The sequence below is a fragment of the Zhenhengia sp. genome (assembly GCF_046966505.1).
GTDB lineage: Bacteria > Bacillota > Clostridia > Lachnospirales > Cellulosilyticaceae > Zhenhengia > Zhenhengia yiwuensis.
Window position 1 is genome coordinate 139,137 of sequence record NZ_JBKVCH010000004.1, and the last position, 14,572, is coordinate 153,708.

General features: G+C 35.7%; 11 protein-coding genes. 1 reads left to right on the forward strand and 10 read right to left on the reverse strand.

Annotation, left to right across the window (positions count from 1 at the left end; genetic code table 11):
• Nucleotides 1-105 precede the first annotated feature (105 nt).
• The 4 genes from ACLTBU_RS06370 to ACLTBU_RS06385 form a co-directional block, all read right to left on the reverse strand.
• Nucleotides 106-837, reverse strand: a complete 732-nt coding sequence (locus ACLTBU_RS06370) for an NAD-dependent protein deacylase (protein ID WP_177668666.1) — start codon at nucleotides 835-837, stop codon at nucleotides 106-108.
• Between the two features lie 95 nt (nucleotides 838-932).
• Nucleotides 933-1,064 carry a clostri-philic family protein gene (locus tag ACLTBU_RS06375; protein WP_283246213.1) on the reverse strand — a complete coding sequence of 44 codons (132 nt, stop codon included), beginning with the start codon at nucleotides 1,062-1,064 and terminating at the stop codon, nucleotides 933-935.
• A gap of 135 nt (nucleotides 1,065-1,199) precedes the next feature.
• Nucleotides 1,200-2,636: a DEAD/DEAH box helicase gene (locus ACLTBU_RS06380; RefSeq protein WP_412218178.1), complete on the reverse strand. Its 1,437-nt coding sequence runs from the start codon at nucleotides 2,634-2,636 to the stop codon at nucleotides 1,200-1,202.
• A gap of 27 nt (nucleotides 2,637-2,663) precedes the next feature.
• Nucleotides 2,664-3,290 carry a YczE/YyaS/YitT family protein gene (locus ACLTBU_RS06385; protein WP_249333133.1) on the reverse strand — a complete coding sequence of 209 codons (627 nt, stop codon included), beginning with the start codon at nucleotides 3,288-3,290 and terminating at the stop codon, nucleotides 2,664-2,666.
• 150 nt (nucleotides 3,291-3,440) lie between these two features.
• On the opposite strand from ACLTBU_RS06385, the gene ACLTBU_RS06390 reads away from it, so the two are divergent.
• Complete coding sequence (locus tag ACLTBU_RS06390; protein ID WP_412218179.1) at nucleotides 3,441-3,833, forward strand: DUF2500 domain-containing protein; 393 nt, start codon at nucleotides 3,441-3,443, stop codon at nucleotides 3,831-3,833.
• Nucleotides 3,834-3,968: 135 nt separating this feature from the next.
• Here ACLTBU_RS06390 and ACLTBU_RS06395 read toward each other — a convergent pair whose 3' ends face one another.
• The 6 genes from ACLTBU_RS06395 to ACLTBU_RS06420 all read right to left on the reverse strand — a co-directional run bounded on the left by ACLTBU_RS06395 (nucleotide 3,969) and on the right by ACLTBU_RS06420 (nucleotide 14,560).
• Nucleotides 3,969-4,469, reverse strand: coding sequence for a hypothetical protein (locus ACLTBU_RS06395; RefSeq protein WP_249333135.1), 501 nt, complete (start codon nucleotides 4,467-4,469; stop codon nucleotides 3,969-3,971).
• Between the two features lie 23 nt (nucleotides 4,470-4,492).
• Nucleotides 4,493-8,875, reverse strand: coding sequence for a PolC-type DNA polymerase III (locus ACLTBU_RS06400; RefSeq protein ID WP_412218180.1), 4,383 nt, complete (start codon nucleotides 8,873-8,875; stop codon nucleotides 4,493-4,495).
• A gap of 146 nt (nucleotides 8,876-9,021) precedes the next feature.
• Complete coding sequence (locus ACLTBU_RS06405; protein WP_412218182.1) at nucleotides 9,022-11,229, reverse strand: sensor histidine kinase; 2,208 nt, start codon at nucleotides 11,227-11,229, stop codon at nucleotides 9,022-9,024.
• Nucleotides 11,204-11,896 (reverse strand): response regulator transcription factor, encoded by a 693-nt coding sequence (locus ACLTBU_RS06410; protein WP_177668678.1) that lies wholly within the window; start codon nucleotides 11,894-11,896, stop codon nucleotides 11,204-11,206. Before ACLTBU_RS06410 ends, ACLTBU_RS06405 begins: the two co-directional genes overlap by 26 nt.
• Nucleotides 11,897-12,107: 211 nt before the next feature.
• Nucleotides 12,108-13,742 carry a glycosyl hydrolase gene (locus ACLTBU_RS06415; RefSeq protein ID WP_320651028.1) on the reverse strand — a complete coding sequence of 545 codons (1,635 nt, stop codon included), beginning with the start codon at nucleotides 13,740-13,742 and terminating at the stop codon, nucleotides 12,108-12,110.
• Between the two features lie 98 nt (nucleotides 13,743-13,840).
• Nucleotides 13,841-14,560, reverse strand: coding sequence for a YdcF family protein (locus ACLTBU_RS06420; protein WP_320651027.1), 720 nt, complete (start codon nucleotides 14,558-14,560; stop codon nucleotides 13,841-13,843).
• Between the last annotated feature and the right edge of the window lie 12 nt (nucleotides 14,561-14,572).

Below are 14,572 nucleotides of genomic sequence, written 5' to 3' on the forward strand. Positions count from 1 at the left end.
GCACATTATTATATAATCCTTTATGCTACCTGTCAATTTCCCCCATATACACTTTGTTAGTTTAATCAACTTTTTAAAAAACATACGAAAAAGACAACTCTATTTTTAGAGCTGTCTTATAGCCTTCTCCATTACTTCTCCAAAGGCATTATGGATAACTAAATCTGCTTGCCTATCATAAGGTGTACTACTTTTATTAATAAGAACGAGATGCTTTCCTCTAAAGTAAGTGACTAAACTTGCTGCTGGCTGTACGACTAAGGAGGTTCCCCCTATAATCAGTGTATCTGCCTCTATAATGGCACGAACTGCTCCATTAATAGTAGCATCATCTAATCCTTCTTCATAAAGTACTACATCTGGCTTGACAATTCCTTTACATACTTTACAGTGAGGAATGCCATCCTGCATCATTATTTCATCTAATGAATGATAAGCGCCACATTTGGTGCAGTAATTACGATGTACTGACCCATGAAGCTCATAAACTCTTTTACTTCCTGCTTCTTGATGCAGTCCATCTATATTCTGCGTAATAACAGCTTTCAATTTCCCCATCTCTTCGAGCTTTGCAAGGGCTAAATGCCCTGCATTAGGTTTGGCTTCTTTATAAATCATCTTTTCTTTATAAAACTTATAGAAGTCTTCTGTGTGCCTTTTATAAAAACTATGTGAAAGCATAGTCTCTGGTTTATAGCCTACACCACTTGAAGCTTTATAAAGTCCATTTTCAGAGCGAAAGTCTGGGATACCACTTTCTGTAGAAATGCCTGCACCTCCAAAGAAAACAATATTTTGACTTCCTTTTAAAATTTCAGTTAATCTTTCTATACTCATCTAAACATCTCCATAAATTATTCTTATTTCTTATTATGGCATAGAACTGAGTATAAAAAAAGATGGAGAGTATTTCTTCTCTCCATCTATACTTTCTATTTGATTGGATTTCCATTAAAGTCCTCATAACTTGTTTGTTTCTTAGCTTCACCATGGTTATTTTGGTGTTCATGTAGGCGTCTTCTTCTTTCACCTTTTTGCTGAGATTGATTAGGTTTATGATTCATCCTTTAACACATCCTTTCAGAGATAGTTTATACTTATCATCTTGAAGTTATGTGCATATAAGAAGACTGTTTATTTTTCCTATTTCAGTTCTTACCTATTTTTATTTAACCCTTTATAAGTCTTTTTCGTCTTACTTACCTACCTGTCTTACTTACTCTTCTTAAACGTCCTTTAATAGGAGTTGTTTGAAGCTGTTTATATACAGACTCTCCTTTGTGATTAAGAATTTCTACAAAAGTAGATATATCTTGAATCTCAATAATGCCTATATCATCTGCACTCATACCTTCTAAATTACAAAGTGTCCCTACAATATCTACAGGGCGCATTTTTGTCTTTTTACCGGCATTAATATGAAGTTTCATAATCTCTGCGCTGAGCTTTTCACCTTTTGTTTGAACCTTTTTCATAGGTGTAGACATTTTCTTTTCAAAATGCACTTTAGCCTCTTCGACCTCTGTTTCACTTGGAAGCATACCCAAGGTGAGCGTATGACCAATATAGTCTTCTAAGACACTTAGCCTATCTTCTTCTGATGGTGTTACAAGCATAAGGGCTTTCCCTGATTTACCACCTCTACCTGTACGTCCTATACGGTGTACATAGTTTTCAAGGTCTTCTGGCACATCAAAGTTAATGACGTGGGTAATATGTTCAATATCTATCCCCCTAGCAGCTACATCCGTTGCTACAAGGTAACGGAATCGTCCACCTCTAAAATCCTCCATAACGGCAAAACGGTCTTTCTGCTCCATGCCACCATGGATTTTAATGCATGGATAACCTAGCTGTTTGAGTCCTTCATGTACTGAATCTACCCCTTCTTTACGATTACAGAAAATCATACAGCTTTCAGGACTTTCTACTGTTGTTATAGCTTCTAAAGCCTGCATCTTATCTCTATCTTCTACTTTATAATAAACCTGTTCCACTCTGTCAGCAGTAAGAGTCGTACTTTCTATTTCTACTGTAACAGGATTTATCATATAAGACTCACATAGCTTTTCAATATGTGGTTTCATAGTCGCTGAAAAGAGCATAGTGACACGTTCTTTTGGAAGGGTTTTAATAATGTTTTCAACCTGGTCAATAAAACCCATTCTTAGCATTTCATCTGCCTCATCTATCACTAAATACCGTATTTCGTCTGTAATAAAAGTTCCTTTATCTAAATGATCTTGTACACGCCCCGGTGTCCCTACTACAATATGTGTCTTTTGTTTCAAACCTTTTTGCTGAATATGGAAAGGTGACTTACCATAAAGAGCCATTACCTTCATTCGCTTAAATCGACCAATGTTAAAAAAATCTTCTTTTACCTGCATAGCAAGTTCACGTGTAGGTGTTAGGATAAGGGCCTGAGGTTTATTTTCATCCCAATTGATTCTCTCACAAATAGGAATAGCAAAAGCCGCTGTCTTACCACTTCCCGTCTGTGATTTTACAATGACATCCTTACCCTCTAAAGCAAGAGGAATGATAGCTTGCTGTACTTTGGTTGGTGTATTAAAATGCAATAAATCGAGTGCTTTTATAAGTGTATTACTAAGTTGATAATCTTTAAATTGCATATATTGTCCTTCTTCTTTCTTTTATATTTATACAGCTTCCATTGCATCTTCTGCTAAGAAAGTCTCTGTAAATCTTTCAATTCTCGGGAAAAAGAATTCTACAATAGGTCCTAATAAAAAGATACATAGTAAAGTTCCTATACCTATCACACCGCCTAACATAATCCCTACAATAGCAAATAAAATATCTGTTACCATACGTACTTTACCATATGGTTTACTTAAAAAGTCCACAACTGTAAAGTATACAAGGTCATTAGGTGGCACACCTAAAGTAGCACATTTTAAAATAGGTACCCCTATGCCAATAATGATACATGCTACGATAAATAAACTAATTTTTATAATAAGTGGATATGTACTTAATTCAAATGGTGCTACAATAAGAAGCATCCAATCTAATACTACTCCTACACATAAAATACTTAGGAAAGTACCAATATGTATGTTTTTACGGTCAAGCATAAGAATGATAAAGAAAATAATAGCTGTTAATAATCTGTTCGCTGCCCCAGGTGTTATCCCTAATAAGCCTGCCATCCCCTGTGTGAAAATGGTAAAAGGGTCAGAACCTAGATTCAGCTCTAAAAATAAGGCTACACCAAATTGAATAATAAAAAGTCCCATAAAAAAAAGTAAAAGTTTTTTTAGCATAATAAATCCTTCCTTGTAGTATATAAAAATGTCTTATGTTCTATGCTTGATTATAACTACTTTTACTCGTCTATGGCAAGAATCTTTGTTGAATATTAAACTTTTTTCAATTATACTGATATTAATATACACTTTAGGGAGGATTTAAAAATGGGATTTCATTCAGGCTTTGGCATGTATTCTTTGATGGATACACTTTTTCCATTTATATTTTTTATTGTTTTCTTTATTATTATAACGGTATTTATCCTTTCCTTTGCACAAGGCATTAGAACTTGGAACAAAAATAATCATTCACCCTTACTTACTGTACCTGCTAAAGTTGTAGCCAAACGCAGTCATACGAGCCATTCCCATAATACTCATGACAATATACCTCATTCGAGTAGTTCTACAAGCTATTATGTTACTTTTGAATTTGAAAGTGGTGACCGCCTAGAACTTCATGTTGCTTCCAATGAGTATGGCTACCTTGTAGAAGGTGATATGGGTAAGCTTACTTTCCAAGGTACACGTTATAAAAATTTTGAGCGTATAAAATAAACTTATAATCTTTAAGAGTACAGCATCTGTATAGAAGTATAAATATACCTTTTTAATAGATAGGTAATTTATTTAAAAAAGCCTAAGGGGTTACTCATTCCAAGTATCCCCTTAGGCTTTTACATATCTTTCTTGTTACATAAACTGCATAATAAAGTCGCCCATAAGCTCTCTAAGCTCCCCTGCATCAAATACAGGTACTGCTTCTGACTGCTGCTTAAGACCACCATCTTTATAAAGAACTTCTTTAAAAGAATATGCTTCATCTACTAGTTGAACAATCAGACCATAAATTAAATTCTCTCCTAATTCTAGTTCACCCAACTCTAGCCCTTCATATTGTTCTTCTCTACCATCAAATACAGTGAGTTTCCCTTCATATTCTACTGCAAATGAAATAAATAAGCTGTTAAGCTCATCTTGCTCTAGATAGTAATGTACACTTTTAATAATATTATTAAGACTCATATGAGGCTCTAGATTGGTATAGCGATTACGATAGTATTTATCATCCATCTCATCTTGTTCCATAAATACAAAGGCTGCCTCTACACTATCAGCGACTCTTATAAGTCCGTCTAAGTCATAATCCTCTGCATAATAGTTTAAATCATTAATTTCAATATTATGGTTCATTGTAATCTCCTACTTCTTTATGTTTAAAATAAGTCTAACTGATTAGATTCTGATAAATGTCCTAGTATACCTAACTCGGACATTTTATCTGTAACAGTTTTACTTACTTTAGCACGGTTTCTAAAGTCTTCCTTTGAAAGGAAAGGACCATCTTTAATAGCCGTTACAATCCCTTCCGCCGCTTTCTCCCCAAGTCCATCAATAGCACTTAAGGCCGGCATAATCTTGCCATCTATAATTTGGAACTTCTTATCATCTGCAACAGCTAAGTCAATTGGCATAAAGTCAATACCACGGGCATACATCTCCTGAACAAGACGCATATCTTTTAAAGTATCTTGCTCTTTGGCTGTTTGATTTTCTTTCCCTTTATTCATAATTTCTTTCATATGATATTCCAGTCTTTCTTTCCCTTGACACATCAGTTCATAAGAGAAGGAAGACGCACGAATACTAAAGAAAGCGGTGTAATAAGCAAGTGGATGGAAAATCTTATACCAGGCAATACGCCATGCCATCATAACGTAAGCTGCCGCATGGGCTTTCGGGAACATGTACTTAATCTTTTTACAGGACCAAATGTACCAATCTGGTACGCCGTATTTAAGCATTTCTTCCTCCCATTCTGGCTTAAGCCCTTTCCCTTTACGTACACTTTCCATAATAGTGAAGGATAAGGCTTTATCCATCCCTTGATTAATGAGATAGGTCATAATATCATCACGTGTACAAATAACCGTTGAAATCGTTCCTTTTCCTTCTTCAATAAGTGTCTGTGCATTTCCTAGCCATACGTCTGTACCATGTGATAGTCCAGAAATACGAACAAGGTCAGAGAAACTCTTTGGTTTGGCATCAACTAACATCTGAATAACGAAGTCTGTACCAAACTCTGGTATACCTAATGAACCCAGTGGGATACCTCCAATATCTTTAGGCTCAATACCAAGAGCCTTCGTACTATGGAATAGAGACATAACATCTTTATCATCTAGCTTTACAGTATGAGAATCAATTCCTGTAATATCCTCTAACCTACGAATAATAGTTGGATCGTCGTGCCCTAGAATATCGAGCTTTAGTAAGTTATGGTCAATGGAGTGATACTCAAAGTGCGTTGTAATAATAGGTGTTGTTGTATCATTGGCTGGATGCTGAATCGCTGTAAACTCATAAATCTCTCTATCATGAGGCACTACAATAATACCACCTGGATGCTGCCCTGTTGTACGTTTAACACCTGTACATCCTTCAGCAATACGTCTCATCTCTGCACGTCTCTTATGCAGACCTCTTTCCTCACAGTACTTATAGACATAGGCAAGGGCCGTCTTCTCTGCCATTGTACCAATGGTTCCTGCTCTAAAGGCCTTTCCTTCCCCAAAGATTACTTCTACATATTTATGAGCCTTAGCTTGGTAATCTCCTGAGAAGTTAAGGTCAATATCGGGCTCTTTATCTCCCATGAATCCAAGGAAAGTTTCGAATGGAATATCATGGCCTTCTTTTAATAGTTCATGCCCACATTTAGGACAGTCACGGTCTGGCATGTCACACCCAGAACTTCCGGCATAAGCCTTAACTTCTGGAGAGTCAAAGTCTACGAAGTGACATTCAGGGCAGATATAATGAGGTGAAAGTGGGTTAACTTCTGTAATCCCTGACATCGTTGCTGCAAAGGAAGACCCTACAGATCCCCTTGAACCTACTAAATAGCCATGGTCATTAGAATCCCATACCAATTTCTGTGCAATGATATACATTACGGCAAAACCATTTGAAATGATAGAGTTAAGCTCTCTTTCAAGACGCTCTACAACTACCTCTGGAAGCTCTGGCCCATAAATCTCATGGGCCTTATCATAGCAGATGCTTCTTAGTGTTTCATCTGAATTTGGAATTTCAGGTGGACACTTATCTGGTAGTACAGGAGAAATCTTGTCTATTTGGTCATTAATAAGATTTGTATTGGTAATAACAACTTCTCTCGCTTTCTCCTTACCCAAATATTTAAATTCTTCAAGCATTTCATCTGTTGTTCTAAAGTATACTGGTGGCTGGTCATCAGCATCTTTAAAGCCTTTTCCTGCCATAATAATACGCCTATAAACTTCATCTTCTGGATCTAAGAAGTGTACATCACAAGTAGCTACTACTGGCTTGCCATACATATCACCAAGCTCAACAATACGTTTATTATAGTTAATTAAATCTTCTACTGTACTTGCTTCATATTTATCACTACGAAGCATAAAACTATTATTGCCAACGGGCTGGATTTCTAAATAATCATAGAAGTTTACAATACGTCTTAATTCATTTTCGTCCTTTTCTCTTACAATAGCTTGGAAAAGTTCACCTGCCTCACAGGCCGACCCAATAATAAGACCTTCCCTATGTTTTTGAATGAGACTCTTTGGCATACGAGGACGTCTTGCGAAATAATCTAGGTGAGAAGCTGAAACAAGTTTATTAAGGTTAATACGTCCTGTTTCATTCTTGATTAGAATAATCCCATGATAAGTTGGCAGCTTCTTAATATATTCAGGAGATACATCCATCTGATCATTAAGCTGGCCCAGGTGTGTAATCTCCCGCTCCTTAAGCATCTCTATAAACTTTATGAAAATTTCACTTGTAGCTGTTGCATCATCTACCGCTCTATGGTGATTTTCTAAGTTGATTCCTAAATGTTTGGAAATATTATTCAGCTTAAAGTTTCCAAGGTGTGGCATTAACATACGAGCTAAGGCTACGGTATCTAATACTGTATAGTCACAAGGTAGATTTTGTCTTTTTGCATTTTCTACTATAAAACTCATATCAAAATCTGCATTATGAGCAACCATAACACTATCTGTACAGAATGCCATAAACTTTGGCAATATCTCTTCAATAACAGGTGCATCCATGACCATACGGTCATTAATGCCTGTTAAGTTTTCAATTTGATAAGGGATAGGTACCTGTGGATTAACAAATTCACTAAAAGTATCTACAACCTGACCTTTTACTACTTTTACTGCTCCGATTTCTATAATTTTGTTTTGATGTGGACTAAAACCTGTTGTCTCTAAGTCAAAGACTACATAGCTATCCTCTAAGCTTTGATTTTTAGAGTTTACTACCATTTCTTTCATATCATCTACAAAGTAAGCTTCTACTCCATAAATGACTTTAAAGGGCTCATCCTTCTTAACACAGTGATTAGCAATAGGGAAAGCCTGAAGGCATCCATGATCTGTAATAGCTACTGCCGGCATGCCCCACTCTTTGGCACGGTTAATCATCTTGCTAATATCTACAACGCTATCCATATCGCTCATGACTGTATGAAGATGAAGTTCTACACGCTTTTCTTCACTGGTATCTATACGCTTGGTTGTAAAATCGGCACTTGGTTTAATACCTTGTACGGAACCGATACTGATTTCTCTATCATATTTATCCATCATAGCCATACCTTTTACACGATAAAAACCACCTTTTTTAAGATTACCCAGTACATCTACTAAATCATCATTTTTAACAAAAAGCTTAACTGTAATGGTATCTGTAAAGTCTGTAATATCAAACATAATAATGGTTTTTTCCATACGGATTTCACGTGTTTCAATGCCTATCACTTTACCCTGAATGACAACTTCACCAATTTCATCCACAATTTCATCAATTGGTGTAACTTCTCCATCACAGTATCGGCCATAGAATACATCTGGATCTTGGGCTTTCTTACGATATTTTTCTTGATTGGCCTTGATTTCTTCAGGTGCTTTCTTAGGTTTTTCTACCTCTTCTTCCTTCTTCTCATGCACACGTACGTTACCCATTACTGTGCTCACTTCTCGTTTAATCTTCTGCTCATTTTCCTCAGCAAGTGTATGATGCGCAAGTACTGTAAATTCAAAACAAATCTGTATACGTCTATCAAAACGTTCTCTATAAACACTTTCTAAGAATGTTTTAATCTCTTCAGCCTTTCTTCTTGCAAAGAGGCTATTATCTAAGGTTACTGTTAAGGTGTCCCCTTCTACAGTCCACTCCGACATACGAATCATAGCAGAAAACATTTCACTTTTTGCGGATATTTCATAAAGCAAACTGTCTTTATAAACATCTGTTATATATTTTACAGTATACTGCTCTGAGAGCAGATACTTTTCCCTAAGTTGTATGGTAACAGGTGTATTAGGAAACAGCTTGTTTTTAATATGTTCTTGCATTTTAACAATTTGCGCATGATGAATGATTTCACGACTACATAAATGGAACATAAGTACATTTGTACTATTATCTAAAACAACTTTTTCTACATCTACAATAGAAAACAGCTGCATAAGTTTATCTTCTACTTTTAATTCAGGCAAAACTTCAAAAAAACGTCTTACCTCAGCTGTTTGGTCCATGCTTGTCTCCTCCCACACTTTTATTTATTATTAGTATTCTATCTGTATTTCTTAGAAATAACAAGGAAGTACTACAACTAGATACTTTAAGTCAATCAACACAAAAAAGCAAGCTGCCTCTCTAGGCAACTTGCTTCTAATATTTGCTAAAGTGGTAATTCAATCACCACTTTAAATAAATCTCCATCAACCTCTAAACCAAGCTTGCCGCCTTGTACTTCTACAAGACTTCTTGCTATAGCGAGACCAAGTCCTGAACCTTCCGTAGTTCTAGAGCTTTCTCCTCTTACAAAACGTTCTAGGAGTTCTTCCGCTTCTATAGCTAACTGCTCTTTTGAAATATTTTTAATCACAACACAAGCTTTATTTTGTAAGTTATACACATCTATATACACACGTGTGTATGGCATCGCATACTTACATACATTAGACAATAGATTTTCAATGACTCTGCACATATGTCTGCCATCTATAGGCACCATAACTTCTTCGACTTTGTTAAACACAATATTTAAGTGCCTCTCCTCTAGTCTGTCGGTATATTCCCCTACACTTTGAATGACTAATTGGTCTATACGCGTCGGCATAAGTTCTGCTTTAACATTACCTGTAGCCGCCTTTGAAGCTTCTACGAGATCCTCTACAAGCTGCTTAAGTCTATTACTACGTTCATCTAGAATACCAATATATTCCCTAGCTGTACTATTGTCTATAGGTTCCTCTTTTAATAAATCAATATAACTGATAATAGAAGTAAGTGGTGTCTTAAGATCATGAGAAACGTTAGTAATCAGTTCTGTCTTAAAACGCTCACTTCTTAAAGCATCTGTTACAGCTGACTCTAATCCATCTCCAATATGATTAAGTGCATTAGCTGTTTCTTTCATGGCAGGAAGGGTGTACTTTAGTTCGACCTTTGCTTTAAGGTCACCTACTGCTACCTTCTTAATACCTTTAGCTATCTGCATATAATCTACTACAAGCTTTATACTTATAAGAGCCACGCCTATATTAAGACATACTAATCCCATAAAAGCTAGAAGACTCATTATACCAAAGCCCATTAGAAAAGTTAATATACCTATTCCACTTAACACAAGATAAATAAGGATAACACCAATCACTACAAATGGCAAAGTTCCCTCTGTCATATTCATAATAAGCCAATGTCCTAGGCGTACTATTAAAATATACTGCTTCCAACTTCCATTTTTTATATGCTTCACTATGCTGCTTATAAAGAGAACCGTTAAACTTACAGCTATAACCAACATAAAATTAAACACAATCACACCAATTTCAAATGGGCTTCCCCCATAAGGTAACCATTCTTTAGAAAGTACCCTATCTAAAGCAAAAGCTGAACCTATAAAAACTATAAACAATGCTGGTATATAGAGCATAGTCTGAACTTCAAACGGTAACTTATCAAAGACGTTTAAATATATCTTCCCTTTTTTCTCTCCTTGACCTACTACACTTAGCCATAATAGACCTGCTATAATTGCTATAGCTATGCCTATCACAAGACCTACATAAACTTTCTCCTTAATAGCAAGCGCTCTATCTATCTGTAATTTATTTGTATAGAAAGAATCACCTGGTACAAGCTCATCTCTAAGTGCTACGTAGACTTCATATTGATCCGTATAGTCTACACCTTCTCCATAATAGTAATTATAGTAACGACTTTCTAATCCACCATAATAATCTACTTGTACTCTTCCATTTTCGTAAAGTAAGGCACTGTCGCCATTCCCTTTTACATAGTGTTCTCTTGATTTAAAATCTTCTAGTATCTCTAAACTATTCGTACCATTATAATCTTCTCTATTGGTTACAACTTCACCTGTTTCTTTATTTCTCGCAAAGTATTCAATATTAGGTGTATCTAAGCTCGTTTGAATTGTGGCAAAGTACTCCTTACGATCCTTTATAATACCTGATACAGCTTTTGCTTTTTCTTCTGTCCATCTCTTTATAGAAGGTACTTGCTCCGTTATAGCTACAGTTTCTTCACTTTTTTCTTCTACTCCTTGCTCCTGTTTATCAGGGTTATACCCCTCTATCATAGACAAATCTATACCTAAATATCTTGCAGCCTCTTCATCTGTCACCTTATCAGGATTAAAAATATCCTCATCTACATATCGTACAATCCAGTCTCTTACGAAACCAGCTTTATCCATAATATTACTTTGATACTCCCATGTTTCATAATAACTTTCTCTGTATGGCATTATAGCTATTCCAACCAAGCTATTCCCTAAAAGTATCCCTGCTAAACAAAGCAATGCAAATAAGAAACTTTTATGTACCTTACTGTACTTAAATTTTTTCCACCATGTAGCCACTGCCCCACACCACCTTTATATATTTTGGTTCTTTAGGATTAATCTCAATTTTTTCTCTAAGTCTCCTAATATGGACAGCTACTGTATTTTCAGGTGCATGCGCTACCTCCTGCCATACATTTTCATAAATTTGATGTATCGAGAGAACTTGTCCCATATGTTTCATTAGATAAACAAGAATCTTATATTCTGTTGGGGTCAACTTAACCAGATCACCATCTAAAGTCACACTTCCTGTATCTAAGTCCAGCCAAAGTCCTCCTGTTGATAGACACTGCGGCTTAGATGCCATACTTCCAAGTGTCGTATATCTTCTAATTTGTGATTTGACCCTTGCTAAAAGTTCAAAGCTATTAAAAGGCTTCGTCATATAATCATCTGCACCAAAGTTAAGTCCTGCGATTTTATCTGTATCCTCACTTTTAGCAGACAGCATAATGATAGGAATATTTTTCTCCTGTCTAATACGTAGTGTCGTAGACAAGCCATCTAACTTCGGCATCATCACATCTAGCAAAATAAGATGGATTTCATGCTGCTCTACTGCCTCTAGGGCTTCTAACCCATTATAAGTTCTTATCACTCTATAGCCCTCTTTTTGCAAATGAAGAGCAATAGAGTTTACAATGAGCTGATCATCATCACAAACTAGTATAGTATACGTCATCTTTTATCCCCCGCTTAAAACTTTTTAGACTTATTATACATGAGATTTCTTCCCAAGGTCATATCTTTATTGTAAATCCCAAAACTTACAAAGTTATAACTAGCTTTCTTACGATTTCGTCATAATTTTTATACTCAAAATCTATCTTCTCTTATAAATAAAATAAAAGGAAATAAGTCACATAACTTACTTCCTTTTATTCGCAAATCTATTATTTAATTAGCTTTATAACTTCCTTTTTGACGACTTTACCTTGTGAATCGATTACAGTTGCTTCTAACGTATGAGCTCCCGCTTTTAACTTACTATAAGGTATAGTAAGTTCATAAGGGGCTACTTGTACTTCTTCTATACGCTCTCCATTTAACTTGTAGACTACACTACTGATGTAAGCATCATAAGATTTTACCCAAGTTCTTAGAGTAGTATCCTTGGTTACTTTAAGCTGACCATTTACTTTCTTTGTCTGCTTAGGTGCATTCATCTGATTTTCTACAAGCGGTCCATTCACTACATCACTTAAGAAATACTCATCTGCAATAATTTCTTTATAACGTGCTAAAACGCCTTTAGCCTCTCCCTCTAACAGACTATAATTCACTCTGTTCTTACTCTTATCTGCTAAGTTATAGTTATCTGCACTATACCACTGAATACATTTAACACGTGGATATTTCATTTTAAGACTTTCATAGAAATAAGTCATTTTAGCTTTTGCAAATTGAGTTGTATCTTGTTTGTTAGGTGCAAAACCAGCTTCATGACTTGCTGCATATTCACTAATCATAATAGGTTTACGCGCTGCATATTTGTTATAAATATAATCTACTGCTTCAAGAGGATTTCTTCTGTCTGTGGGCTTTGTTATATCACCATTTTCAAACTGTGCACTATAAATACTAATGCCTACCCAGTCTACATAGTTATCCCCTGGATAATAAGCATCAATCTGATCAAGAGGCATTTCTGATGGTGACCATACCATAGCTACATTAGGTGCTACTTGTTCCATAATGTCATGTACCATCTTCCACTTCTCAATATATAAGCTTGGATTACCATGCCAAGGTACCCATTTACCATTCATTTCAGATGCATAACGCAAGAAAACAGGTACACCTAAATCACGTAATTCTTCTGCATAAACTGTAATAGCTTCTTTTGTTACTTCTTGAAGCCCTCTGTTTGGTTCATAAGCAATATGTATGCCAGCACCTGCTTCCTTCATATCTTGTTCTTGTCTTTGAAAACTTTGTTGAAGAGGTGTTCCTATAGAACCATAGTCAAAGAAAGTAGCATGTTTCTTACCTGTGAGGGTGTTAAACTCTTCAAACTCATTGAGTGTACCACCCCAGTTATAAGCACTATCTTTATATTTTTCTTCAGCGCCAATAAAAGCACCAATATAAGCCCCGCTAATAGGCTCATACTTCTCTAATGTATAAGGAGCTACTGGCACCTTATCTTCTAACACATAAAATTCTACTATACTATTTAGCTCATCTGCTTTACGCATGGCAGCCAAATAACTTTGTTGATCTTCTCCCTTGCTTTTATAAAGTGCTGCTTGCTTATAATAATGATCCGCTGCTAGTTGATACTGCCCTGTCTTCTCATAAGCTTTAGCAAGTTCACTATGTATAGCCGCCTGCCCTGGCAGTTTCCCAGCTGCATAAGCAAGCTCCTCTATAGCTTTTTTATAGTTACCTTCTTTACTATAACTTACCCCTTTCTTATAGCAATTCCAACCATTCCCCCCACAAGACGCCCCTGCATAGACAGGTACTGTACTTAACAATGTCGTTACTCCTAGTATAAGGCATACTTTTTTGTACTTGTAATTCATCTTCTTTCTCCCTCATTCAATAATTGTCTATTTTATAAAAACCCTATTTATTATACTACAGAATATAAATCATTTTATCTTCATCAGAATGATTTTTATTACACCATAAACTCTACAACAACAGCGAAAAACTCTCTTAAATAATAGTTTGGAATAAGGAAAAGTAACGTTTCTGCTCCTATGCCATCTACTTTTTTACCTAAATCTCTTGCAATCATTTTACTCCTTAAAACATGAAAGCGACTTGTTACAACTGTTATACTTGCATTATCCTTTTCCTTCTTAATAAGCTCGAAGGAATTTCTTAAATTCTCAACTGTATCTGTAGATTTATCTTCAAGGATCATACGACTTTCTAGAATCCCTTTTTCCTTTAAATACCTTCTCATAGCTTCGGCTTCTGTAATGTCTTCACCTGGTCCTTGCCCTCCAGATAAAACAACCTTTGTATTAGGATGCTCTATAAGGTATTCATATGCCTTATCTAATCGGTACTGCAAGGCCAAAGAAGGTGTTTCCCCTTTTACCCTAGCACCTAATACAATAAGATAATCACTCGTTTCCTTACTACTAGTTCCTATACCATTCATAATAATAAGGAATTCAACCATACTAAATATGACAAGTCCTACTATAATAAGGCCCTTAAACCATCTTTTAGAGAAGAAAAATACATAAGCTTTTTTGAAAGAAAGAATAAGGCTACCTATTATAATCCCTATCCATACAGGCTCCATACCTGCCCCACCGTCATAAACTAACAGGTTTATCAAGTTTAATAGGCCAAAAAGAACAACTGCCCTCCAAAACCAAATCATTTACTCACCCCC